The organism is Pseudomonas sp. MOIL14HWK12:I1 (genome assembly GCF_000510705.1).
Lineage (GTDB): Bacteria > Pseudomonadota > Gammaproteobacteria > Pseudomonadales > Pseudomonadaceae > Chryseomonas > Chryseomonas oryzihabitans.
This window is the reverse complement of the sequence record NZ_AZNY01000006.1, coordinates 498,030-523,317: the sequence shown is the minus strand read 5'-3', so window position 1 is coordinate 523,317 and position 25,288 is coordinate 498,030. Positions and strand designations below refer to the sequence as shown.

16 protein-coding genes and 2 pseudogenes are annotated in these 25,288 nt (G+C 67.1%); 10 read left to right on the top strand and 8 right to left on the bottom strand.

Going from position 1 to position 25,288, the window contains the following annotated elements; genetic code table 11:
* Positions 1-136: 136 nt before the first annotated feature.
* Positions 137-2,569, bottom strand: coding sequence for a glucose/quinate/shikimate family membrane-bound PQQ-dependent dehydrogenase (locus PSEK12I1_RS0106440; RefSeq protein ID WP_051399185.1), 2,433 nt, complete (start codon positions 2,567-2,569; stop codon positions 137-139).
* Between the two features lie 333 nt (positions 2,570-2,902).
* Between PSEK12I1_RS0106440 and PSEK12I1_RS0106435 the strand changes: the two genes are divergently transcribed.
* The 9 genes and pseudogenes from PSEK12I1_RS0106435 (at position 2,903) to PSEK12I1_RS0106405 (ending at position 15,814) form a co-directional block, all read left to right on the top strand.
* Positions 2,903-3,844: an AEC family transporter gene (locus tag PSEK12I1_RS0106435; protein WP_027598778.1), complete on the top strand. Its 942-nt coding sequence runs from the start codon at positions 2,903-2,905 to the stop codon at positions 3,842-3,844.
* A 183-nt stretch (positions 3,845-4,027) separates the two neighbouring features.
* Positions 4,028-5,062 (top strand): annotated as a pseudogene (locus tag PSEK12I1_RS25250) (cache domain-containing protein); the annotation flags it as partial.
* 93 nt (positions 5,063-5,155) lie between these two features.
* Positions 5,156-5,920, top strand: a complete 765-nt coding sequence (locus tag PSEK12I1_RS25245) for a methyl-accepting chemotaxis protein (protein ID WP_371099683.1) — start codon at positions 5,156-5,158, stop codon at positions 5,918-5,920.
* A gap of 120 nt (positions 5,921-6,040) precedes the next feature.
* Positions 6,041-7,072, top strand: a pseudogene (locus tag PSEK12I1_RS25240) (cache domain-containing protein); the annotation flags it as partial.
* 93 nt (positions 7,073-7,165) lie between these two features.
* Positions 7,166-7,930 carry a methyl-accepting chemotaxis protein gene (locus PSEK12I1_RS25235; protein ID WP_371099681.1) on the top strand — a complete coding sequence of 255 codons (765 nt, stop codon included), beginning with the start codon at positions 7,166-7,168 and terminating at the stop codon, positions 7,928-7,930.
* A 344-nt stretch (positions 7,931-8,274) separates the two neighbouring features.
* Positions 8,275-13,131, top strand: coding sequence for a PAS domain S-box protein (locus tag PSEK12I1_RS0106420; protein ID WP_027601032.1), 4,857 nt, complete (start codon positions 8,275-8,277; stop codon positions 13,129-13,131).
* Positions 13,128-14,069, top strand: coding sequence for a diguanylate cyclase domain-containing protein (locus PSEK12I1_RS0106415; RefSeq protein WP_027601031.1), 942 nt, complete (start codon positions 13,128-13,130; stop codon positions 14,067-14,069). Before PSEK12I1_RS0106420 ends, PSEK12I1_RS0106415 begins: the two co-directional genes overlap by 4 nt.
* Positions 14,070-14,363: 294 nt before the next feature.
* Complete coding sequence (locus tag PSEK12I1_RS0106410) at positions 14,364-15,374, top strand: AI-2E family transporter (protein WP_007161081.1); 1,011 nt, start codon at positions 14,364-14,366, stop codon at positions 15,372-15,374.
* Between the two features lie 2 nt (positions 15,375-15,376).
* Positions 15,377-15,814 carry a GNAT family N-acetyltransferase gene (locus PSEK12I1_RS0106405; RefSeq protein ID WP_027601030.1) on the top strand — a complete coding sequence of 146 codons (438 nt, stop codon included), beginning with the start codon at positions 15,377-15,379 and terminating at the stop codon, positions 15,812-15,814.
* Here PSEK12I1_RS0106405 and PSEK12I1_RS23595 read toward each other — a convergent pair.
* The 5 genes from PSEK12I1_RS23595 to PSEK12I1_RS0106380 form a co-directional block, all read right to left on the bottom strand.
* Positions 15,808-15,984, bottom strand: a complete 177-nt coding sequence (locus PSEK12I1_RS23595) for a hypothetical protein (protein WP_177323735.1) — start codon at positions 15,982-15,984, stop codon at positions 15,808-15,810. The genes PSEK12I1_RS0106405 and PSEK12I1_RS23595 overlap by 7 nt on opposite strands.
* Positions 15,985-16,110: 126 nt before the next feature.
* Positions 16,111-16,803, bottom strand: coding sequence for a carbonic anhydrase (locus tag PSEK12I1_RS0106395; RefSeq protein WP_027601029.1), 693 nt, complete (start codon positions 16,801-16,803; stop codon positions 16,111-16,113).
* Positions 16,804-16,979: 176 nt separating this feature from the next.
* The gene (gene pbpG / locus PSEK12I1_RS23590) at positions 16,980-17,891 is read right to left on the bottom strand and encodes a D-alanyl-D-alanine endopeptidase (RefSeq protein ID WP_037006760.1); all 912 of its coding nucleotides are present in this window, start codon (positions 17,889-17,891) and stop codon (positions 16,980-16,982) included.
* A gap of 242 nt (positions 17,892-18,133) precedes the next feature.
* Entirely contained in the window at positions 18,134-19,669 is a 1,536-nt protein-coding gene (locus tag PSEK12I1_RS0106385; protein WP_027601028.1) for an acetyl-CoA hydrolase/transferase family protein, read from the bottom strand.
* A gap of 1,129 nt (positions 19,670-20,798) precedes the next feature.
* Positions 20,799-22,250, bottom strand: a complete 1,452-nt coding sequence (locus PSEK12I1_RS0106380; protein WP_027601027.1) for an anion permease — start codon at positions 22,248-22,250, stop codon at positions 20,799-20,801.
* Positions 22,251-22,551: 301 nt separating this feature from the next.
* On the opposite strand from PSEK12I1_RS0106380, the gene PSEK12I1_RS0106375 reads away from it, so the two are divergent.
* Positions 22,552-23,076: a gamma carbonic anhydrase family protein gene (locus PSEK12I1_RS0106375; RefSeq protein WP_027601026.1), complete on the top strand. Its 525-nt coding sequence runs from the start codon at positions 22,552-22,554 to the stop codon at positions 23,074-23,076.
* Between the two features lie 302 nt (positions 23,077-23,378).
* Here PSEK12I1_RS0106375 and PSEK12I1_RS0106370 read toward each other — a convergent pair whose 3' ends face one another.
* Together PSEK12I1_RS0106370 and PSEK12I1_RS0106365 are read right to left on the bottom strand one after the other, a co-directional pair.
* Entirely contained in the window at positions 23,379-24,302 is a 924-nt protein-coding gene (locus PSEK12I1_RS0106370) for an SdiA-regulated domain-containing protein (protein ID WP_027601025.1), read from the bottom strand.
* A 70-nt stretch (positions 24,303-24,372) separates the two neighbouring features.
* Complete coding sequence (locus PSEK12I1_RS0106365) at positions 24,373-25,278, bottom strand: SdiA-regulated domain-containing protein (protein ID WP_027601024.1); 906 nt, start codon at positions 25,276-25,278, stop codon at positions 24,373-24,375.
* Between the last annotated feature and the right edge of the window lie 10 nt (positions 25,279-25,288).

Here is a 25,288-nt window from a genome sequence, read left to right as displayed (position 1 = left end):
AGGCGAAAAAAATCCCGGCTGGGCCGGGATTTCGGGGTGGGGCGAGGGGGGATTCCAACAGGATGTCAAAAATGCTCGAAGCATCCTCGCCCCGGACCCTCTCCCGGAGGAGAGGGGAGCTCGGGCGCGGGCGCCCTTACTTCTTCTCGGGCAGGGCGAAGGCCATCACGTAGTCGCCCTGCTTGGTGCCCAGCGAGCCATGGCCGCCGGCATAGACCAGCACGTACTGGCGACCGTCCTTGCCGGTGTAGGTCATGGGGGTGGTCTGGCCACCGGCCGGCAGGCGGCCTTTCCACAGTTCCTTGCCGTTCTTCACGTCATAGGCGCGCAGGTACTGGTCCAGGGTGCCGCTCAGGAAGGCCACGCCACCGGCGGTGGTGACGGTGCCGCCCAGGCTGGGCACGCCCATGGGCAGGGGCAGCGGAACCGGCGAGTTGTCGCGCACGGTGCCGTTCTTGTGCTTGTAGACCAGCTTGCCGGTGGTCAGGTCGAGACCCGCCACATAGCCCCAGGCAGGTGCCTGGCAGGGCAGGCCCAGGGGCGACAGGAAGGCCGACAGGATCACGCCATAGGGCGCGCCCTTGTTGGGCTGGATGCCCTCGGTCTCGCTCTTGCGCGCCGGCTGGTTGGCGATCTCTTCACGCGGTACCAGCTTGGAGGTGAAGGCCATGTAGCTGGGATTCAGGAAGGCGATCTGACGCACCGGATCGACCGAGATGCCGCCCCAGTCGAACACGCCGAAGTTGCCCGGGTAGACGATCGAGCCCTGGGTGGACGGCGGGGTGTAGATGCCCTCGTAGCGGTGCTCGCGGAAGGCGATGCGGCACAGCGCCTGGTCGAAGGGCGTACCGCCCCACATGTCGCTTTCCTTGAGGGTCGGCGCGGCCAGGTTGATCGAGGAGACCGGCTGGGTCGGCGAGGTGTGGTCGCCTTCCACCGCGCCCTGGGGCACCGGGGTTTCGGTGATCGGGTAGATGGGCTGACCGTTGGTGCGGTCCAGCACATAGATGCTGCCCTGCTTGGTCGAGGCCATTAGCGCGGGTTTAACGCCGCCTTCGGTCTTGATGTCCACCAGGGTCGGCTGACCGCCCACGTCCATGTCCCAGAGGTCATGGTGGGTGAACTGGTAGTTCCAGCGCACCTTGCCGGTGGCGATGTCGAGGGCGACCACGCCGGCGCTGTACTTCTCGGAGGCCGGGGTACGGTCACCGCCCCACTGGTCGGGCATCTGGTTGCCCATGGGCAGATAGACCATGCCGACCTTTTCGTCGACGGCCATCATCGACCACATGTTGGGCGAGTTGCGGGTGTAGATGCCGTCGGCGGCGATGGGCGCGGTGGCGTCCGGATTGCCGCTGTCCCAGTTCCACACCAGCTTGCCGGTGTGCACGTCGTAGGCGCGGATCACGCCGGACGGCTCGTCGGTGGAGACGTTGTCGGTGACGTGGCCACCGATGATCACCAGGTTGCGGGTCACCGCCGGCGGCGAGGTGGAGTAGTAGCCGCCGGGCGTGAAGCTGCCCATGTTGGCGGTCAGGTCGACCTGGCCGTTGTCGCCGAAGTCGCTGCACACCTTGCCGGTGTCGGCGTTGATGGCGATCAGGCGGGTGTCGGCGGTGGGCAGGAACAGGCGGCGCGGGCAGCTGCTGGCAGCCGGAGTGCTCTGCTCGTCGACCGGGACGGCACTGCCGGTGGCCGGGCTCTGGCCCGCGGTGGTGATGCCGGCATAGGTGGCGTCGTCGTGGTAGGCCACGCCGCGGCAGGTCATGTGCGCCCAGCCCTTGAAGCTGTCGGCGTGCTGGGTGCTCAGCTTGGGATCGAAGCGCCAGATTTCCTTGCCGCTGTCGGGATCCACGGCGATCACCTGGCTATGCGGCGTGCAGACATAGAGCTTGCCGTTGACCTTGAGCGGGGTGTTTTCCGCGGTGGTCTCCTGGGGATCGTTCGGGCCGGGGATGTCGCCGGTACGGAAGGTCCAGGCCGGTTGCAGCTCCTTCACGTTGTTGACGTCGATCTGCTTGAGCGGCGAGTAGCGATCACCGAAGGCGGTGCGGCCATAGGACGGCCAGTCGCCATCGGCGGCGGTCGGCGCGGCGCTCTGGGTGCCGGCGGTGTCGCGGCCCAGGTCACCGTCCAGACGGTTGTAGTTGACGAACTGGGCGACCAGGGCGACGACCGCAGCGATCACCAGGGAGCCGACCAGCGGCAGGCCGCCGCTGCGGCTGTCCAGCGGACGGCGGAACACCGGGATCAGGAGCACCAGGCCAAGGACGAACCAGAGCGCCAGGCGCGGCACCAGCTGCCACCAGTCGAACTGGACTTCCAGCACGGCCCAGGCGGTGGACATCACCAGGAAGAAGGCATAGACCCAGACCCCGCTGGCCCGCCGGATGCACAGCAGGTAACCACTCAGGGCGAGCAGCACGCCGCCGCCGAGGTAGTACAGGGAGCCCCCGAGGGTGGCCAGTTTGATGCCCAGCCCCAAGAGGGCCAGGCCCAGGAGGATGAACAGGATGCCGAGTAACCTGGCAGGCAGGCCTCCCGGTCTCGCGTTGGAAGTGACAGTCATGGCAGCGCTCGCAATGCAATCGTGAAAAGAGACTTCGACTCGATCGACGACATCGCAAATCGGAACCGCATGCGGATCTGTCGTCTGCTACGTCTGAACCTGTTGTCTGTCTTATTGTTCCACCCCTTCGCCGGCTTCCCTGGCAGGAAGTTAGAGCGGTCGCGCTGAGGCGAAGCGGGGGATGGATCGGGGGCGTCGTCTGAATCGGGCGGGTAGATAGTAAGCTAAGCATTGACTGATGTCACTTCGCGATGACGGAAGGAAGAACCCCGCAGCGCGTCGTGCCTGCTACCATCGCGAGCCGTTTCCGCGATGCCTTCCGCCATGTCCGACGTGCTTGCCCTGGTCCAGGCGACCTTCGACGTCACCGCCCCGGTCTTCGCCCTGGTGCTGCTGGGCTGCGTGCTCAAGCGGCTGGGCTGGATCGACACCCCCTTCATCAACACCGCCTCGGCCCTGGTGTTTCGCGCCACCATGCCGACCCTGCTGTTTCTCGGCATCCTCAAGGCCGATCTCGGCGAGGCGCTGCAGCCGCTGCTGCTGGGCTATTTCGCCCTGGCCACGGTGGTGAGTTTCCTGGCCGCCTGGGGCTGGGCGATCTGGCGCTGTCCCCATGCCGATCGCGGGGTCTATGTGCAGGGCGCCTTTCGCGGCAACTGCGGCATCGTCGGCCTGGCCCTGGCGGCGACCCAGTACGGCGACTATGGGCTGTCGGTGGGCGGGATCATGGCCGGCATGGTCATCCTCTTCTACAACGTGCTCTCGGCCATCGTGCTGGCGCTCTACAGTCCGCACCTGGAGGCCAACTGGCGCACCCTGCTGCGCAGCATCCTCGGCAATCCTCTGATCATTGGCATCCTGCTGGCGATTCCCTTCGCCTATTTCCAATGGCAATTGCCGCGCTGGCTGGACACCTCGGCGCGCTATTTCGCCGGGCTCACCCTGCCACTGGCGCTGATGTGCATCGGCGCCACCCTGTCGCTGGCCTCGCTGCGCGAGAGCAGCGGCCTGGCGGTGGGCGCCAGCCTGTGGAAGATCGTCTGGATTCCGCTGCTGGGCGTGCTGGGCGCCCTGGCGCTGGGCATCCAGGGACCGGCGCTGGGCATCCTCTTTCTCTACCTCGGGTGCCCGACGGCGGCGTCGAGTTTCGTCATGGCCCGCGCCGCCGGCAGCAATGCCCAGCTGGCGGCGACCATCGTGGTGCTCAGTACCCTGGGCGGGATGCTGACCACCAATCTGGGGCTGCTCCTGCTGAAAGGTTTCAGCCTGCTGTAGTGCACGCCGCCCAGACATCGGCGTTGTGAGAACGTTTATCGGTTGGCGCCAGCTAAAAGTCGGATTTATGCGTAATAGTGCGGCCTCGACCGTCCCCGGTCGCTTTGCCCTCTCGATGCCTATCGCAATAAGTATTTGCGAGGAGAGCGGCCGCCCACTCCCCAAGTCTCACGTGTGGTAACCATGAAACGCTCGCTCCAATTCAGCCACAAGATCCTGCTGGCGGCCGCCCTGGTGGTGACCCTGGCCCTGGCCGGCTTCGCCAGCTTCAACGCCTATCTGCAGCGCCAGGCCATCACCCAGAGTCTCGAAGCCTCGCTGGGCGAGATCGGCCGCATCACCGCCGGCAACATCGCCTACTGGCTGGACGCGCGGGTCAAGCTGATCGACAGCCAGGCCCAGGCGCTCAGCCGCGACAGCAGCCCGGCCAACGTGGTGGGCCTGCTGGAAGAGAAGCTCTACACGAGCAACTTCGATTCCACCTACCTGGGAGAGGTCGACGGCACCTTCACCGACCGCCCCCATACCCCCATGGAGGCCGGTTACGATGCCCGCCAGCGCGACTGGTACAAGGCCGCGGTCAGCGCTGGCGGTCCCATCCTCACCGAACCCTACCTGACCGCGCCGCCGCAGAGCTTTCTGTGCATCACCATCGCCGCGCCGGTCCTGCAGAACGGCAAGCTGATCGGCGTGGTGGCCGGCGACCTGGTGATGGACAGCCTGATGAAGATGATCACCTCGCTGGACGCCGGCGGTCTGGGCGAAGCCTTCCTGATGGACGGCGACGGCAAGATCCTGGTCAGCAGCCACGCCGACCAGGTGCTGAAATCGCTCAAGGAGGTCTTCCCGGAGCAGACCCCGACCCTGGCCCCGGGCTTCCATCACGTCCTGCAGAACGGCAGCGAGCGGCTGGTGAGCTTTACCCCGGTCGCGGGCCTGCCCTCGGTCAAGTGGTACCTGGCCCTGTCCATCGACCAGACCAAGGCCTATGCCCCGGTGACCCAGGCGCGCAACCTGGCCATCGTCGCCACCCTGGTGGCGGTGGTCGCCATCATCCTGCTGCTGGGCTTCCTCATCCGCGTCCTGCTGCGCCCGCTGCATGACCTGACCCGCGCCATGGACGACATCGCCGAAGGCGAGGGCGATCTGACCCGCCGCCTGCCGGTGCAGTCCCGCGACGAATTCGGCGCCCTGGCCGAGGCCTTCAACCACTTCGTGGCGCGCATCCACACCTCGATCCGCGACGTGGCCCAGAGCACCGGCGAACTCAACCAGGGCACCCGCCGGGTGCTGGAGGCCTCGCAGTCGTCCATGCAGCAGTCCGACATCCAGGCCCAGCGCACCACCAGCGTGGCCGCGGCGATCAACGAACTGGGCGCCGCCGCCCAGGAGATCGCCCGCAATGCCGCCCATGCCTCCGGCGAGGCCAGCACGGCGCGCGCCCAGGGCGAGGAGGGTCGCGAGGTGCTCGACGAAGCCCTCCACGCCATGCAGGCGTTGTCGAGCAAGATCGGCACCAGTTGCGAACATATCGAAGCACTCAACGGCAAGACCGCCAATATCGGCCAGATCCTCGAGGTCATCCGCGGCATCTCCGAGCAGACCAACCTGCTGGCGCTCAACGCCGCCATCGAGGCAGCGCGGGCCGGCGAGGCCGGGCGTGGCTTCGCCGTGGTGGCCGACGAGGTGCGTTCCCTGGCCAGCCGCACCCAGAGTTCGGCGCAGCAGATCCAGCAGATGATCGAGGAGCTGCAGAGCGGCTCGCGCGATGCCGTGGCCCTGATGCAGGAAAGCCAGCGGCAGAGCGCCCACAGCATGCAGGTGGCCAAGCGCGCCGGCGAGCGGCTGGGCAGCGTGACCGAGCGCATCGGCGAGATCGACGGCCAGAACCAGTCGGTGGCCACCGCGACCGAGGAACAGACCTCGGTGGTGGAGACCCTTAACATGGACATCAGCGAGATCAACCTGCTGAACCAGCAGGGCGTCGACAACCTCCAGGCCACCCTGGCGGCCTGTACCGCCCTGGAAGCCGAAGCCGGGCGGCTGCAACGGCTGGTGGGTGGTTTCCGCATCTAGCGCGGGCCTGCTGAAAAGAGGCTGCCGCTCCGCTCAAGTCGTAACGTACATGCCCGATAACGAGTGCGATAGCCATGCCCTGAATCCGGCATGGCTCCCTAGCTACGGACGCAGACCTGTATGAAGCGACACCTGAAATTCAGTCACAAGATCCTGCTGGTCGCCGCGCTGGTGATCACCACCGCGCTGGCCGCTTCCGCCGGTTTCAATGCCTATCTGCAACGCCAGGCCATCGACCAGAGCCTGAGTGCCAACCTCGCGGAAACCGGGCGGGTCACCGCCGGCAACATCGCCTACTGGCTGGATGCGCGGGTCAAGCTCATCGAAGGCGAAGCCCAGACCCTGGCGCGCGATCGTTCGCCCGAAGGCCTGGTCGGTCTGCTGGACCAGAAGATCTACACGGGCACCTTCGATTCCACCTACCTGGGCGAAGTGGACGGCACCTACACCACCCGTCCGCTGCGCAGCCTGCCGGCCGGCTACGACCCGCGCAAGCGGCCCTGGTACGCGGCCGCCACCGCCGCCGGCACCACGGTGCTGACCCCGCCCTATATCTTCGCCTCCTCCGGCCAGCTGGGCGTGACCATCGCCACCCCGCTGCAGCGTGACGGCCAGCTGGCCGGCGTGGTGGCCGGTGACCTCAACCTCTCGGCGCTGGTGGAAATCATCACCTCGCTCAACGTCGGCGGCCTCGGCGAAGCCTTCCTGGTCGACGGCGACGGCAAGGTGCTGGTCAGCAGCCATCCCGAGCAGGTGCTCAAGACCCTCAAGGACGTCTTCCCCGAGCAGACCCCATCCCTGCAGCCCGGGCTGCACGCCGTCACCCAGAATGGCAGCGACCGCCTGGTGAGCTTCACCCCGGTCAATGGCCTGCCCTCGGTCAAGTGGTACCTGGGCCTGTCCATCGACCAGGCCAAGGCCTATGCCCCGGTGACCCAGGCCCGCAACCTGGCCATCGTCGCCACCGTGGTAGCGGTGATCGCCATCATCCTGCTGCTGGGGCTGCTGATCCGCGTCCTCTTGCGCCCGCTGCATGACCTGACCCGCGCCATGGCCGACATCGCCGAAGGCGAGGGCGACCTGACCCGCCGCCTGCCCGTACAGGCGCAGGACGAATTCGGCGCCCTGGCCGAGGCCTTCAACAAGTTCGTGGCGCGCATCCACACCTCGATCCGTGACGTGGCCCAGACCACTGGCGAGCTGAATCAGAGCACTCGGCGCGTGCTGGAGTCTTCGCAATCGTCCATGCAGCAGTCGGACCTCCAGGCCCAGCGCACCACCAGCGTGGCCGCGGCGATCAACGAACTGGGCGCCGCCGCCCAGGAAATCGCCCGCAATGCCGCCCATGCCTCCGGCGAGGCCAGCACGGCGCGCGCCCAGGGCGAAGAGGGTCGCGAGGTGCTCGACGAAGCCCTGCACGCCATGCAGGCGTTGTCGAGCAAGATCGGCACCAGTTGCGAGCATATCGAAGCGCTCAACGGCAAGACCGCCAACATCGGCCAGATCCTCGAGGTCATCCGCGGCATCTCCGAGCAGACCAACCTGCTGGCGCTCAACGCCGCCATCGAGGCGGCGCGGGCCGGTGAGGCCGGGCGTGGTTTCGCCGTGGTGGCCGACGAGGTGCGTTCCCTGGCCAGCCGTACCCAGAGTTCGGCGCAGCAGATCCAGCAGATGATCGAGGAGCTGCAGACCGGCTCGCGCGACGCCGTGGCCCTGATGCAGGAAAGCCAGCGGCAGAGCGCCCACAGCATGCAGGTGGCCAAGAGCGCCGGCGAGCGGCTGGGCAGCGTGACCGAGCGCATCGGCGAGATCGACGGCCAGAACCAGTCCGTCGCGACGGCGACCGAGGAGCAGACCTCGGTGGTGGAGACCCTGAACATGGACATCAGCGAGATCAACCTGCTGAATCAGCAGGGCGTCGACAACCTCCAGGCCACCCTGGCGGCCTGTACCGCCCTGGAAGCCGAGGCCGGTCGCCTGCAGCGCCTGGTGGGTGGCTTCCGCATCTGATTCGCGCGAAAAGTCCGCTAAAAGGGAGAGTCGACGTCAGGTCGGCTCTCCCTTTTTGCTGTCCGGAAGGTCAGGAAGACTTGCGTGAATGCCGATCTTTCCTCGACCACTCGTCAGAAACAGTAAAACTAATTAGCGCGTGAACTTGCTCTGGACTGCCGCTTTGCACGCACCCGCCGCTGCGCTTCAGCCCGGCGGCCGATCCGCGGTATCAAGAAAGCCTTTTTTCCCGCCGATGGGCTAGCTGTTACCGCCAGGTCTGGTGGAGGCCCCGTTCCGTTCGCGCTTCCCGCTCCTGGCACCGCCTAACCAACGGCGTGGCACCTTTTGCCACCAGGGGCTCCATGTTCAGCAGGCTGTACAAATCCTCTCGCGTACGCTGGAGTCTCGGCGTCTTTCTGTTCGGCGTCCTGCTGACCAGCCTGACCATGCGCCATCTGACCGAGCGCAACGAGCGACAGATACATGCGGCCCTCAACGCGGCGGCGACCGACGTACGCGAGCAGATCGCCGAGCGGCTGCGGGTCTATGAGTACAGCCTGAGCGGCATGCGTGACGTCATCGTGGTGGCCGGCGCGGGGCTGTCGCGGGAACTGCTACAGCACTATGGTCGTACCCACGACCTGAATCAGGAGTTTCGCGGTGCGCGTGGCATAGGTTTCATCCGCCGGGTTCCCGTTGGCGAGGAAGAGCGTTTCATCCACGCCGCACGCGCCGATGGCTGGCCGAATTTCGCCATTCGCAGCTTCGCACCCCACGACGGTGACAGATTTGTCGTCCAGTACGTCGAGCCGGTAGCGCTCAACCAGCGCGCCGTCGGCATGGATGCGGCGTCCGAGCCGGTCCGCCGTGAAACGGCCGTGCTGGCCATGCAACGCGGCAGCATGCACCTGTCCGGGCCAGTGGAGTTGCAGGCCTATCAGCCACCGGAGCGCGGCCTGCTGTTGATGCTGCCGATCTATCGTGACGGCCTGCTACCCAAGGACCCGGCGCAACGCGAGGGCGCCACCCTGGGCTGGTCCTATGTGCCGCTGAGCATCGAGGAGCTGTTCGGCAGCCTGCGCCTGGACATTCCGGGTCTGTTGATCCGCCTGACCGACGTGACCGAGCCTGCCAGGCCCACGCCGTTCTATACCCGCGGCGATACCAGTGAGCCGGCGGCCGAAGGACTTTCGGAGGTGGTCGCTACCCGTGATGTCTATGGGCGGCGCTGGCAGATGGCCTTTACCGCCACCCCGGCCTTCGTCGCCGGTCTCAACTTGGTCTCAATACCTCTGGTGCACCTGGTCGGCAAACTGGTCAGCCTGCTGGCTGCCGGCCTCACCTTCGCCGTGCTGACCACGCGCCAGCGGCGCCGCCAGTATCAGCAGGACCAGGCCAACCTCACTGCGGTGGTGGAAAGCTCCTCCGACGGCATCATCAGCAAGGACCTCAACGGCGTGGTACTGAGCTGGAACCACGCGGCGGAAGAGCTGTTCGGCTATCCGGCCAGCGAAGCCGTGGGCCAGCGCCTGCTCGATCTGGTGGTGCCCACCGAGCTGGAACACGAGGAGTGGTGGGTGCTAGAACGCATCGGCCGAGGCGAGCCGGTGCCGCACTTCGAGACCCGTCGCCAGCACCGCGACGGTCACCTGATCGATGTGCTGGTCAGCGTCTCGCCCATGCGTGGCCGTGACGGCCGCGTGGTCGGCGCCTCCAAGACGGTGCGCGACATCTCGCTGCAGAAGGCCGCCCAGGCCGAGATCCTGGCGCTCAACGCCCGCCTGGAAGAGCAGGTGGCCCAGCGCACCGCCGAACTCAGCCAGACCAACCGCCTGCTCGGCGACGTGCTGCGCGCGGCCTCCGAGGTGGGCATCATCGCCACCGACCGCGACGGCCTGATCACCCTGTTCAACGAGGGCGCCGAGCGGCTGCTCGGCTATCGCGCCGAGGAGGTGGTGGGACTCTGGCATGCCAGTGACCTCCATCTGCCGGAAGAACTGGCCACCCAGGGTGCGGCCCTGGAAGCCGAGTACGGCCTGCCGGTCGCCGGTTTCCGGGTGCTGGTGGAGCGCTCCGAGCGCACCGGCGCCGACGCCCGGGAGTGGACCTTCGTCCGCCGCGACGGCGAGCACCGCGACGTCAGCCTGGTGGTGACCACCATGCGCGACGCCGGCGGGCGGATCAGCGGCTACCTGGGCATCGCCTCGGACGTCACCGAGCGCAAGGCGGCCGAGCAGGAACTGGCGGCCAGCCTGGCCCTGACCCGGGCGATCCTGGACACCGCGGTCAGCCCCATCGTCACCGTGGACAGCCAGGGCCTGGTGCGCTCCTTCAACCCGGCCGGCGAACGCATCTTCGGCTATCGCGCCGCCGAGGTGGTGGGTCAACCGGTCCGCCGGCTGATCCCCGGCTACCTGGCCGGCTACGAAGCGCTGTTCAGCTGCCCGCAGGAGATCCCCGACGACCAGGCCAGCCCGCAGGGCCAGGAGATGGAAGGGCGCCGCGCGGATGGCAGCGTCTTCCCCCTCACCCTGAGCCTGGGGGTGATGTGGACCGACGGCGAGCGCCTGGCAGTGGCCATCATCGCCGACATCACCGAGCAGAGTCGCCAGCGCCAGGCGCTGCTGCAGGCCCGCGACCAGCTGACCATGGCCGCCGACGTCGCCCAGCTGGGCATCTGGTGCTGGCAGCCCGACACCGGCCAGGTGCAGTGCAACGACCGGATGTTCGAACTCTACGAGTGGACCGATGCCCAGCGCGCCGCCGGCATCACCTACAACGACTGGCGCTGCCGCGTGCACCCCGACGACCTGGCCAGCGCCGAAGAGCGCCTGGGCGCCGCCATGGCCGGGCGCGCGGTGTTCGATCCGGTGTTCCGCGTGCGCCGTCAGGACGGCTCGCTGCGCCACATCATCGCCGGCGCCCGCACCGAGCGGGATCCGCGCGGCCGGGTGCTGCGGGTGGTGGGCATCAACCGCGACATCACCGAACAGCTGGAGCTGGAGCACCGGCTGCGCGAGGAGCGCACCCGCGCCGACCTGGCCAGCCAGGCCAAGTCGTCCTTCCTGGCCAACATGAGCCACGAGATCCGTACGCCGATGAATGCCGTGCTGGGCATGCTGCAGCTGCTGCAACGCACCGCGCTCGACGCGCGCCAGGGCGACTATCTGACCAAGGCCCAGCAGGCGGCGCGTTCGCTGCTGGGGCTGCTCAACGACGTGCTGGACTACTCCAAGATCGAAGCCGGCAAGCTGCAGCTGGATGTCCATCCCTTCAGCCTGGAGCAGGTGCTGCGCAACCTGGGCGTGGTGCTCTCGGGCAACAGCGGCGAGAAGAACGTCGAGATCAACTACCACCTGGACGCCGGGCTGCCCACCGCCCTGATCGGCGACAGCCTGCGCCTGCAGCAGATCCTCATCAATCTGGCCGGCAACGCCCTCAAGTTCACCGAGGCGGGACAGGTGCTGGTCAGCGTGCGCCAGTTGTCGCGAGCTGACGGTCAGCTGCGCCTGGAATTCTCGGTGCAGGACACCGGCATCGGTATCAGTCCGGCCCAGCAGGAACAGCTGTTCCAGGGCTTCACCCAGGCCGAGGCGTCGATCAGCCGGCGCTTTGGTGGCACCGGCCTGGGCCTGGCCATCTGCAAGCGCCTGGTGGAGCTGATGGATGGCCAGCTGCAGGTGGAAAGCGAACTGGGCGTGGGCAGCCGCTTCTGGTTCGATGCCGCCCTGGCGGTGGATAGCCAGGGCGAGGCCCAGCTGGCGCCGGTACGCCGACGGGTGCTGCTGGCCGACGACAACACCCTGGTCGGCGAGGTGCTGGTGGAGACCCTGGCGGCCCTCGGCTGGCAGGTGGATCTGGTCACCAGCGGCGCCGCCGCCCTGGCGCGGGTCGCCCAGGCCCAGCAGCAGGCACAGCCCTATGAGGCGGTGCTGATGGACTGGCGCATGCCCGACGGCGATGGCCTGCTGGCGGCCCGGCAGCTGCGTGAGCGGCAGGCCGACCACCGACCGAAGGTCATCATGCTCACCGGCTTCGGTCGCGACTTCCTTACCGAGGCCCAGCAGAGCGACGACGCACCCTTCGACGACTACCTGACCAAGCCGGTGACCCCGGCACAGATCGTCGAGGTGGTGGAGCGCGCCCTGGGCGCGGAGATCCCGGCCGGCGTGCACGCCGCCGCGGTGGTCGACGAAAGCCATCGGCTGGCCGGCCTGCGCCTGCTGGTGGTGGAAGACAACGCCCTCAACCGCCAGGTGGCCGCCGAGCTGCTGCTGGCCCAGGGCGCCCAGGTGGAACTGGCCGAAGGTGGCCTGGAAGGCGTCGAGCGGGTGCTCTCCGGCGCGCCGCTGGACGTGGTCATCATGGACATGCAGATGCCCGACATCGACGGCCTGGAGGCGACCCGCCGCATCCGCGCCGATGGGCGCTTCCGCACCCTGCCGATCCTGGCGATGACCGCCAATGCCTCCCACACCGATCGCGACGCCTGCCTGGCCGCCGGCATGGACGACCATATCGGCAAGCCCATCGACCTGGAACTGCTGGTCGCCCGCCTGCGGCGCCTGACCGGCCGGGAGGTGAGCGCCGCGCCCGCTGCCGCCCCGGTCATCGAGGATCGCCAGGTGGAGCCCCTGAGCATCGTCCTGCGCCGCTTTGGCGGCGATGCCCGGTTGTTCGGCTCGCTGCTGGAACGCTTCGCCGAGGATTCCGCCGGTCTGCTGGAAAGGCTCGCCCAGGCCTGGCATACCGCCGACAGCGAGGCGGCGGTGGCGGTACTACACTCCCTCAAGGGCAGCGCCGGCACCATGGGTGCCCAGCGCCTGGCCGCGCGCGCCGCCAAGGGCGAACGCGCCGGCAAGGCCGGAGCGGGTGTCCCCACGGAGGTGGCGGTGGAATTGACGACCCTGCGACAACTGCTCGACGAAGCCCTCGGCGAATTGCGCGGCGCCCTGGCCGAGGTCCTGCCGCCGCCCGTCATTGCCGAAACCACAGCCGCCACCCCCACCGACACCCAGGTGGACTGGCGCGCACGCCTGAACGAACTCGAAGAGTTGCTCAGCCAGGGCAATCTCGACGCCCTGGCGCTGATCGCCGAGCTGCCCGTGCACTGCCGCGCCGAAGCCCAGGTGCGCTACGACCTCTTGCGCGCCCAGGTCGAGACCCTCGACTTCGCGGCGGCGCTCACCACCCTGCCTGACCTGAAGGAAGCCCTATGACTCCGCCGACCGCCGAGGCCGCCGGACGGCGCAGCAAACCCAAACTGCTGATCGTCGACGACCAACCGCTGAACATCCGCATCCTCCACGAACTCTTTCGCCAGGATTGCGAGACGCTGATGGCCACCAGCGGCGCCCAGGCCCTGCAACTGGCCCTGACCCAGCAGCCGGACCTGATCCTGCTCGACGTGATGATGCCCCAGCTCGACGGTCACGAGGTCCTGCGCCGGTTGCAGGCCGATCCGGCCACCGCCGCCATCCCGGTGATCTTCGTCACCGGCCAGGAGGGCCCCGACGAAGAGGTGACCGGCCTGGAGCTGGGCGCGGTGGATTTCATCAGCAAGCCGATCAATCCGGTCATCGTCCGTGCCCGGGTGCGCACCCAGCTGACCCTCAAGGCGCAGCGCGACGCCCTGCGCAGCATCGCCCTGGTCGACGGCCTCACCGGCGTCGCCAATCGTCGCCAGTTCGACGAGGCCTTGCTGCGCGGCTGGCGCCAGAGCCAGCGCGAAGGCACGCCCTTTTCGCTGATCCTCATGGATATCGATCACTTCAAGGCCTACAACGACCACTATGGTCATCTCGCCGGCGACCAGTGCCTGCGCCAGGTGGCCCAGGCGCTGGGTCAGGGGCTGTTCCGCCCCTACGACCTGCTGGCGCGCTATGGCGGCGAGGAATTCGGCTGCCTGCTGCCAGGCACCGACCTGGAAGGCGCCACCCAGGTCGCCGAACGCCTGCTGCAGCAGGTGCGCGACCAGCGCCTGACCCATGGCTATTCCTCGGTGACCGGCTACGTCACCCTGAGTCTGGGCGTGGCCACGGCGCTACCGCCCACCGCCGTCGATCCGGCCGCCCTGATCACCGCCGCCGATGCCCAGCTCTATGCGGCCAAGCACCAGGGCCGCGCCCGGGTCTGCGCCGCGGAACTGGCCGGCTGAGGCGAGGGGTGCCGAAGCGCCCGCTCGGGTAATGCCGGGTAACAGAGGTCCGGGCTTTCTTCGTGGTCCAGTGTGGTGTTTCAGAAGTTCGCGCAAGAATTGGCGAGTGATTTTTGTTCTTGGGCGAGGCGCCGGGACGAGTCATAGCAGGGCTATGGCGAGGAGGGGCAACGACGTCCAAGGACAAAAAGCGCCGGCAAAATTGCGTAGATAACTTTTGAAACACCACACTAGGCTGGGCGGCGAGGCGGCAGACTGTCAGACTGCGGGCAGGGATTCTGCCGCCGGTAATCTATGTACGCCTTCACGCAACGCCAGGCCATCTTGGCCAGCTGGATCATCGTCTTCACCGCGCTCTATCTGGTTCTCCCGCTCAAGCTCCTGCCCAGCCTGCTGGCCGGCCTGCTGGTGTACGAACTGGTCAACACCCTGGCCGGGCGCCTGCAGCGTCATCTGCCCGGCGGCGGCGCGCGCTGGCTCGCGGTTGCCCTGCTCGGCACCCTGGTAGTGAGCCTGCTGACGCTGTTCTTCGTCTGGTTCACCAGCTTCATCATCCAGGAGGTGCAGAACCCCGGACGGCTGCTGGACAAGTTCATGGTGCTCACCGAGCGCGCCCGCGCCCAGTTGCCGCCCTCGCTGGACGCCTACCTGCCGGCCAACGCCGACAGCATGAAGCAGGAGCTGGTGGAATGGGTGCGCGCCCATGTGGCGCAACTGCAGCTGTTCGGTCGCGATGCGGCGCGGACCTTTGTCATCGTGCTGATCGGCATGATCCTCGGCGCCATCGTCGCCCTGCAGCCCACCCCCGATCCCGAGCGCCTGCGGCCGCTGTCCGGCGCGCTGCTGGTGCGTCTCGGCCTGGTGGCCCAGGCCTTTCGCAACATCGTCTTCGCCCAGATCAAGATCTCGCTGCTCAACACCACCCTGACCGGCATCTTCCTGCTCGGCGTGCTGCCGCTGTTCGATGTCCACCTGCCGCTGGCCAAGACCCTGGTGATCCTCACCTTCATCCTCGGCCTGCTGCCGGTGATAGGCAACCTGATGTCCAACACCCTGATCTTCATCGCCGGCCTGTCGCTGTCGATCTGGGTCGCGGTGGCGGCGCTGGGTTACCTGATCGCCATCCACAAGCTGGAATACTTCCTCAACGCCCGCATCGTCGGCGGCCAGATCAGCGCCCGCTCCTGGGAATTGCTGGTGGCCATGCTGGTGTTCGAGGCGGCCTTCGGCCTGCCCGGGCTGGTGGCGGCGCCGGTGTACTACGCCTACCTCAAGAGCGAGTTGAAGGCGGAAGGGCTGGTCTAGCGATGACGCTCGTCTATCGGCAGGCCGGACTCGCCGACCTTGAGGTGCTGACCGGCTTCAATGCCGGCCTGCAGTGCGATCAGGGCAGTCCGCAGCCCCTGGCCGAAGCAGCCTTGCGTCAGCGCCTGGCAGACTGGCTGAGCAATGGTGACTACCAAGCCATCCTGGCCGAAAGGGACGACCGGCCGATGGGCTATGCGCTCTATCGTCTTGAAGACGAGCGCATCTTTCTGCGTCATCTCTATGTGGTGCCCGGGGCGCGCCGACAGGGCCTGGGCCGGGCCTTTTACGATCATCTACGCGAACAGCTCTGGCCGGCGGACCGCCCGGTGCAACTCAATGTCCTGGCTAACAACGCCCGCGGTCAGGCCTTCTGGCAAGCGCTAGGTTTCGAAGCCTTCAGCCTGACCCTGCAGCAGTCGCCAGCGCACCCTCACTGACGATCCAGATTCGACCACATGCGCTGCCAGAAGGCGCCGGCCTCTTCGTTGCTGGCGCGCCAGGTCTGTTCCAGGCGCAGGCGTTCGGGTGCCTCGAGATCCTCCGGGCAGGCCAGGTAGCGATCCGCGGCGGCCTGGGCTTCGGCCTGCAGGCGGCGCCATTCGCGCACGTCATCCAGCCAGCAGCGGCCGGTGACGGTACTCGTAGTACTCGTGGGCGATTGCGTCTTTGCTCATGGGGCGTTCCAGGCAGGGGATACAGCCCTAGACCGCGACTGACGCCGGGGGTGCCCGCCTCAGACGTCGAAGAAATCCACGTGGCCGTTTTCCAGGGTGGAGTAGGCACCCACCACCTTGACCTGGCCCTTCTGTTGCGGCGTGAGCAGGGTCGGCTCGGAGGCCGCGCGCAGCCGCCTGACCGTGCGCTGCACGTTGCTGCGCACCGCGGCTTCCAGCAGATCCGGCGGATTGCCGACCCGGGCGCTGAGCACCGCCGGCAGGATGGGTTCGATCATGGCGCCGATGGCACCGGGATAGAGGGCGTTCTGCTCCACCACCGCCACCGCGGCCTTTACCGCGCCGCACTTCTCGTGGCCCATCACCACGATCAGCGGCACCCCCAGCTGGCTGATGGCGTACTCCACCGAGCCCAGGGCGGTGGTGTCCAGGGTATTGCCGGCGTTGCGCACGATAAACAGCTCGCCCAGGCCGCGACCGAACAGGAGCTCCGGCGAGACCCGCGAATCCGAGCAGGACACCAGCACGCAGAAGGGGGTCTGGCCCTTGGCGATCGCCAGGCGCCGGTCGCGATTGGTTTCCCCGTGCAGCGGCTGGTCGTCCATGAAGCCCTGGTTGCCGTCGATCAGCCGTTGCAGGGCCTGCTCGGCGGTGAGGGTGGTGTGGGCCTTGGTCGGGGCCGCCAGGGCGGCGGCCAGCGGCAGGCAGCAGGCGCACTGGAGGACTTGGCGACGCGACAGGGTGGGCTTCATCGGGACACCTCTTGGCGTGGGGGCGTGCCGGTACGGCGGTCTCCAGCGCTTGAGACAACTATTGTCGCCCGCCGCCGATCCCGCCAGGCGCGGCGCCCGGTATCCGACCCGCGGAAAGGCGCCGGGCAAGAAAAAGCCGCGTCGAGACGCGGCTTCGGGATGGGCTCAGGCAGGGCTTACTGGCGGGCCAGCACCGTGCTGCGACCGGCCTTGGGCGCGCCCGGCAGAGGGCTCAGCGCGCCGGTTTCCAGCCAGCGGCGGACGCGGGTGGCGTCGGCCATGTGGGTGAACTTGCCAAAGGCGTCCATCACCACGAAGGCCACTGGACGACCGGCCATCACGGTGCGCATCACCAGGCAGTGACCGGCCTTGTCGGTGTAGCCGGTCTTGGTCAGCTGCACGCTCCAGTCGGCGTTGTAGACCAGGTGGTTGGTGTTGCGAAAGCCCAGCACATAGTTGGGATTGTGGAAGGCCTGGGTCTTTTCCGGGGTGGTGCTGAGCTGGCCGAGCAGCGGATAGTGCTCGGTGGCCTTGAGCAGGGTGACCAGGTCACGCGCGGTGGAGACGTTGAGCGGCGACAGGCCGGTGGGTTCGGCGTAGCGGGTGTTTCTCATGCCCAGGGCGCGAGCCTTGGCATTCATGGCGGCGACGAAGGCGCGCTGGCCACCCGGATAGTGGTGGGCGAGGCTGGTGGCGGCGCGGTTTTCCGAGGACATCAGCGCCAGTTGCAGCATGTCGCGGCGGGTCAGCTGGCTGCCCAGGCGCACCCGCGAGAAGATGCCGCGCATGGCCGGATTCTCGCTGATGTCGATGTCGATGGTCTGCTCCAGCGGCAGCCGGGCATCGAGCACCACCATGGCGGTCATCAGCTTGGTCACCGAAGCGATGGGGGCGACCTGGTCGGGATTCTGGGAAAACAGTACCTGGTTGGTCTTGAGGTCGACGACCAGGGCGTGGTTCGAGGCCAGGCGCTGGGCGGTGGCGGCGGCCGCGGCCTTGACCTTCGGTGGGGTCTGGGCCAGGACGGCCGGACTCAGCCCGACCAAGCCAGCCAGCAACAGGCCGGCAAGTTGATGACAGATCTTCACGGTGGCAGCTCTCGAAAAGGGGGCGGGGTTAGAACAACCGCGAACGGCAATGCCCCTTGCAGATCAAGGACATTGCTCAGAGATTTCACGTCTTTTATCACCCGGAATGTCGGCTGGGAATCCGACAAGGCAGCTTTTTACACAGCGCGCTGGCAAAAAGTCACAATTAGTTGCAGATGGGCGACGGACGGCAGGGATGGCGGAGCGAAAGGGCGCCCGAGAGGCCTCGGGCGCCTTGCCTTTCAGTCGTGGGCTTCCTGGGCGGCGGGGCCGAGCATGCTGCCGGTGACCAGGTAGCGCTCGTGCCAGGCCAGCGCCTCGGGCAGCAGGTGCGGGGTGTGCTTGCCGTGGCTGCCGGCCAGGGCGCGCTCGAAGTAATCCGCCAGCGCCGGACGGAAACTCGGGTGCACGCAGTGTTCGAGGATGGCCCGGGCACGCTGCTTGGGACTGAGCATGCGCAGGTCGGCCAGGCCCTGGTCGGTGACGATTACCGAGACATCGTGCTCGGTGTGGTCGACGTGGCTGACCATGGGCACCAGGGTCGAGATCAGCCCGTTCTTGGCGGTGCTCGGCGCCATGAACACCGACAGATAGGCGTTGCGGGCGAAGTCGCCGGAGCCGCCGATGCCGTTCATCATCCCTGTGCCCATCTGGTGAGTGGAGTTGACGTTGCCATAGAGGTCGGCTTCGAGCATGCCGTTGAGGGCGATGCAACCCAGCCGCCGCACCAGTTCCGGGTGATTGCTGACCCCCTGCTGGCGCAGGATGATGCGCTTGCGCAGCGACTCGGCGTGCTCGACGAAGCGTTCGATGCCCGCCGGGCTCAGGGAGAAGGAGGTGGCCGAGGCCAGCTCCATCTTGCCGCTGATGAGCAGTTCCAGCATGCCGTCCTGAATCACCTCGGTGAAGGCGGTCAGCCCCTCGAACTCGCTCTCGGCCAGGCCCTGCATGAAGGCGTTGGCGATGTTGCCGACCCCCGACTGGATGGGCAGCAGATTGGCCGGGATGCGCCCCTGGCGGACTTCGAAGCGGAGGAAATCCAGCAGGTGCGTGGCGATGGCCTGGGAGGCGGCGTCCGGCGCCTTGAACGGACTGTTGCGGTCGGGGGCGTCGGTCTCCACCACGGCCACCACCTTGTCCAGCGGCACCTCGAGATAGGGCGAGCCGATGCGGTCGCCGGGGTGCGCCAGTGGAATCGGCGTGCGGTGGGGCGGCAGGGCACCGTCGGTGTAGATGTCGTGCATGCCGTCCAGGGCGTCGGGCTGCCAGCGATTGACCTCGAGGATCACCGCATCGGCCATGTCCAGCCAAGTCTTGTTGTTGCCCACCGAGGAGGAGGGCACCAGCAGCCCGTCTTCGCGAATGGCGGCGATCTCCACCACGGCCACGTCGATCTTGCCGAAGAAGCCATAGCGGACCTTTTCCGCCAGCTGGCCGAGGTGGATGTCCATGTAGTCCAGGCCACCGGCGTTGATGCGGCTGCGGAGCTCCGGATCGGACTGGAAGGGCACCCGCAACTCGATGCCATCGACCCGCGCCAGGGCGCCGTCCAGCTCCGGTGCGGTGGACGCGCCGGTCAGCACCTTGATGCGAAAGGGCTCGCCGGCGCCGTGACTGGCGGTGATGCGCTGGGCCAGGGCACCGGGCACGGCCTTGGGATAACCGGCCCCGGTGAAGCCGCTCATGCCCACGGTCATGCCGTGACGAATGAACTGCGAGGCCTGCTCGGCGCTCTGGCGCTTGGCGGCGAAACCGGGATGGCGAATACGGTGGGACATGACGACCTCTGCGGGTGTTATCGAAAGCACACTAAGAATGTGGATTCTACGCCGAAGGGATGCTTAGGTCCCTAAGCAAAAGGTCGGGTGGGAGGGGAAATTTTTGGGGAGTGGGGCGTAGGTTGGGTTGAGCGGTAGCGAAGCCCAACGGATTAGGGGTATGGGTGCCCTAGCTGTTTATCGAGTGCTCTGAGGGCTTTTGTTTCGCCCACCCGGGCGAGTTACTTTTTGCATTCGCCAAAAAAGTAACCAAAAACGCTTGTCCCCACGTGTCGGCCCTCCGCTGCGCTCCGGGTCCCCTCGCTCCGGCGCCGTGGCAGGGGCACGGCACGAAGGGGCCTCCTGCCCCTCGCGCCTTGCTCGGCGTCCTGCCTCGCAACCCCCGCCACGACACCGGAACTCGGCCTCACTGACGGGGACGGGGGCGCCAGCCTAGGACTTCAGTGTTCACAAGATCTGTAGCGTGAAAACCACGTCCTTATCGCGGCCATGGGCCGCTCCTACAGAAGTCGGATATCCCGTAGGAGCGGCCCATGGCCGCGATTTCCGGTGTCAGGTCGTAACGGCGTTTTCTACAAGTGAGCTTAGTCGGGACCAGTGGATAAGGCTTCGCCGTTGTCCACGCTACGGACGGTTATGGCTCTTCAACTAAAACTTTCAGGCGCGCGAAACCGCCCCGTTCAGAAGGGCGAACGCCAGTGTCGTGGAGTGGGTCGAGCCGCATGGATGCGGCGAGAGGTCCAGTGGGCCAAGGACGGCCCATCTGGAACGACCCCGGAACGGCGCTGGTGTGAGCGAAACGTAGCGCAGTGAAGTAACAGCTGTAGGCTGGCCCGAAAGGTGAGCGACGCGAGTCACCCGCAGCGCAGCGGAGGGCCGGATGGTCGGGGCAAGCGTTTTTGCTTACTTTTGTCCGGGGCGCGTAGCCGCGATTGGCAAAAATGAGTCGCCCGGGTGGGCGAAACAAAAGCCATCTGAGCACTCGATAAGCAGCCAGGGCGCCGATAAACCGAGGCATCACGGCAACCGCCGCACCGTTGGGCCTCGCTATCGCTCAACCCAACCTACGCCGATCCGCCAGGGTCACCACAGCCCGGGCATTGGGCACTTAAAGCCCAACCTGCCCCCCTCACGCCACCATCATGATCCACGGCACCCCGATCCCCAGCAGCACCAGCAGGAACAGCGCCCCGAAGATCGTCCCCAGCCGCCAGTAGTCGGCGCTGGGCAGGTAGCCGCTGCCGTAGTACACCGGGCTCGGCCCGGTGCCGTAGGGGGTGACGATGCCCATCAGCCCTAGGGAGGTACCCAGCAGCAGGGCGAACACCGGCAGGTCGATGCCGGGAATGCCCATGCCGGCGGCCAGCATCACCGGCAGCAGCGCGGTCGTGTGGGCGGTGGAGCTGGCGAAGAGGTAGTGGGCGAGAAAGAAGACCACCACCAGCACCACCATGGCGGTGCCGGCATGGAAGCCGCCCAGATGGCCGGCGACCCACTGGCCGAACCAGGCGACGAAGCCGACCCGGGTCAGGCCATCGGCCAGGGCCACCAGGGTGGCGAACCAGGCGAAGGTGTTCCAGGCGGCCTTGTTGCCCAGGGCGTCGTTCCAGGTGATGACCTTGAGCAGCAACATCAGCACGATCACCAGGATGCCCACCAGCGCTGGATCGGCCCAGGCGGCACCGAAGATCCACAGCGCCAGGGCACCGATCACCAGGGCCAGCAGCAGCTTTTCGTCGCGCGTCAGCGGGCCGAGTGCGGCCAGTTCCTTGGCCGCCCACAGCGGCACCTGGTCGTTGCGCTTGATCTCCGGCGGATACAGCCAGTAGGCCAGCAGCGGCAGTAGGGCCAGCAGGAGGATGCCCATGGGCGCGGCGGCGATGAACCACTGGCCCCAGCTGATGTGCACCTGGGCGGTCTTCTCGATCAGGGCGGCGGCCAGCAGGTTGGGCGCCAGGGCGGTGAGGAAGAGGGTGCTGGTGACGCAGGTGGAGGAGATCGCCACCCACATCAGGTAGGAGCCGATGCGCCGCGCGCTGGGGTCGTTGGGCTTGGAATCGTAGAGCAGCGGCAGGTTGCGGATCACCGGGTAGACGGTGCCGCCGCTGCGTGCGGTGTTGGACGGGGTGAAGGGCGCCAGGGCCAGGTCCGCCAGCATCACCGCATAGCCCAGGGTCAGGGTCCGCCGACCCATGGCCTTGACCAGCAGCAGGGCGATGCGCCGCCCGAGTCCGGTCTTCTCGTAGCCCAGGGCGAACATGAAGGCACTGAAGATCAGCCAGACGGTGTTGTTGGAAAAGCCCGCCAGGCCCCATTTCAGCGCCTCCTGGGGCGCCCGGAAGCCGGGGGTGGCCAGTTGCGCCGGACTGAACAGCACCCAGGGCGCCAGCAGGGCCGCCAGGGCCACGCCGATCAGGCCGATCACCGCGCCGGGCAGGGGCTCGAGGATCAGCCCCACCACCACGCCGGCGAACAGGGCGAAGTACAGCCAGGCATGAACGGGCAGGCCGTCGGGAGCCGGCAGCAGCGTCAGCAGTCCGGTGACGGCGAGGGGCAGCAGGAATTTCCAGGTGGTACGCATCGGGCGCTCGCAGATTCCGGTGGTCTCGGGAAACCGGCCTGGGCCGGGACGGCTGACGCTGCGGTTACAAGGACGGTGCGGTCAGCGGCCGCCAGCTTTGCAAAGGCCGAGGGCCTTTCCCAGCGTTCTGGCCGTGGTCATTCGTCGCAGTCGGGCGGGCTTAGGTTCCCCTGGCATTCTTTCGCTATCGAGAATGACTTGCAACAACGCTGGGGCTCCTGTCGGCGTCGATTGCGCCCAGGCCCCGCGCTGGCGAACAATCGGGCGTTCCGCCAACGACAACAATACGAGGAGCGACACCATGAAATACCGCCTGGGAGAACAGCGGGTCGAGGCCCATCTACAGAGCTGGGTCGCGCCCACCGCCGCGGTGATCGGCAAGGTACGCCTGGACGAGGGTGCCAGCGTCTGGTTCGGCGCGGTGCTGCGTGGCGACAACGAGCTGATCCATATCGGTCCGGACAGCAATGTCCAGGACGGCGCCGTGCTGCACACCGATCCCGGCTCGCCGCTGACCCTGGGGCGCGGCGTCACCGTTGGCCACCAGGCCATGCTGCATGGCTGCGAGATCGGCGACGGCAGCCTGATCGGCATCCACGCCGTGGTGCTCAACGGCGCGCGCATCGGGCGCAACTGCCTGGTGGGCGCCAATGCCCTGGTTACCGAGAACGCGGTGATCCCCGACGGCTCCCTGGTGCTCGGCTCGCCGGCCAAGGTGGTCCGCGCCCTCAGCGAAGCCCAGCAGGCGCAGTTGGCAGCCAATGCCCAGGTCTATGTGGCCAATGCGCGGCGCTATCTGGAAGAGTTGTTCGAGCAGGGGGAGTAGAAGGGGCTCGGGAGCCGCACTCCGCGCTGGATGACCCTCTCTCCCCTTGGGAGAGGGCCGGGGTGAGGGTTGAGCCGTTCCGGCCTGTTGGACTTCGCTGCGCTCAACCCAACCTACGGCGATTCCCGTAGGCTGGGTTGAAACGGCTTCATCGTCGAAGCCCAACACCGGCTGCGTAGCGTGGAAAACGGCGCAGCCTTTTCCACAGGGCATTCGTTGCCAGGTGCGCCCTCACCCCAACCCTCTCCCAGAGGGAGAGGGGGCTGTTCGAGCAGGCCTATGGCTCCGGCAATAGTCCATTCTCACGGCTTCTCGAACCGATAGAACAGATTCGGCTCGCTGACCACATACAGCCGGCCCTGGTCGTCCATGGCCACGCCTTCGGCCTGGGGCACGCTGCGATTCAGGCCGTGCTGGCCGCGCAGCAGTGACAGCGAGCTGATCGGCTTGCCGTCGTCGTCCAGTTCCAGCACCAGCCGCGACTGATCCGAGAGCGCCAGCAGGTGGCCGGTGCCGGGGTCGAATTGCAGGCTGGAGAGATCGCGCACGAACAGGCGGCGATCGCGTTGCGGATCCGTGCGCAGCGACAGCGCCTGCAGGCCTTCGAAGGCTTCGCTGCCGAGACCTTCGATCTCGTAGATGCGCACCGGATCGCTTTCCTTGGCGACGAAGAAGCGCTCGCGCGCCGCGTCGTAGGCCAGGCCTTCGTTGCCGCGGTTGTCGCTTTGCACGTCGCTGAGGCTGAAGGGGTGGCTGACCTGGCGATCATCGATGTCCACCACCCGGGTGTCGGCACCGATGCGTACTCGCACCAGGCGCTGGCGGCGCTCTTCGCTGATCATGTAGACGCCGGGGGCGATGTACTCGATGGCCTCCGGATCGCTGAAGCCCTTGAGCTCCACCTGGCGCAGCAGGCGGCCGTCCAGGTCCAGTTCGAGAAAGCGCGCCGGCTTGTTGGTGACGCTGACCAGGGTGCGGCGGTTAGGGTCGAAGCTCAGCGCCGAGACGTCGGTGATGCCGTCGCCGATGGTCCTGGCCTCGACGGTGACCCGGTAGCCCGGCAGCCACAGCGAGCGGGCCTGGCGGCTTTCGGCCTGGAGCTGGCTCTGGACGTTGAACCAGAGCCGCTCGAACAGCCGGTGCTGCTGGGCCACCAGGGTCAGGGCCAGCAGCAGGGCCCCGCCCAGCAGGGCACCCAGGGTGCGAGGGGAAAACAGCGGAAACATCGACAGGGTCCTGAGGCGGTAATGCCGCGCAGCCTAAGGGCGCGACCCTGAATTCAAGCTGAATAGGCGCTCATTGCGCCGCGCCGGACACCTTGTGAAACACGTGGAAGAGATTGGGTTCACCAATCATGTAGAGATTGCCGGCTTCGTCGAGGGCCACGCCTTCCGGTTGCTCCATGGTCGCCTTGAGGCCGTGCAGGCCGCTTCTGAGGCTGATGAAGCTGACCGGCTGGCCGTCCGCGGTCAGCTCCACCAGGGTGTGGGACTGGTCGGACAGCGCCAGCAGGTGACCGGTACGCGGATCGACCGCCACCGCGGAGTAGTCGATCACCAGCTGCTTGAGCGCAAAGGGCTGCAGGCTGCCGGAGACGCCGCGGCCGTCGCTGGCCAGGGTGAAGAGGGCGGCCGGATCGCGTTCCTTGCTGAGGATCAGCCGCTGGTGCCGCGGATCCCAGGCGATGCCTTCGAAGCCCTTGTTGCCGGCGTCGGGAAAGCCCAGGTCGTGGTGTTCGAAGGTGTTGGCGTCCAGTTCGCGGGCGTCGTCGGCCAGCTGGAACAGCGATAGCCGCCGCTGGCGCTCGTCGACGATGGCCAGACGCCCGTCTTCCAGAGCGGTCACCCCTTCAAGGTTGGAGACGTTGCGGATCGGGATGCGTCTGAGGATGTCGCCGGTCAGGCTCAGTTGCACCAGATAGGGGGTGCTGCCGGTGACGGCGAAGAGGGTGCGGGTACGGGGATCGTAGGTGAGGTCGGAGGTCTCGGCCTCGGCCAGACCCGGCAGCGGCTTGCCCTGGATCACCGCCTGGTAGTCCGGCAGCCAGACCGCCTGGGCGCGCACTTCCGGCGGCGTGCGGTATTCCTGCCACCAGAGCAGCGCCCGGTCGTTCCAGTGCCAGACGAAGGTGAGGACGATCAGCACCAGCAAAACGAAGGCGGGGAGGAGGCGCGACAGGATGAGGCGGGGAAGTCTGGACATGCGGGCTCGG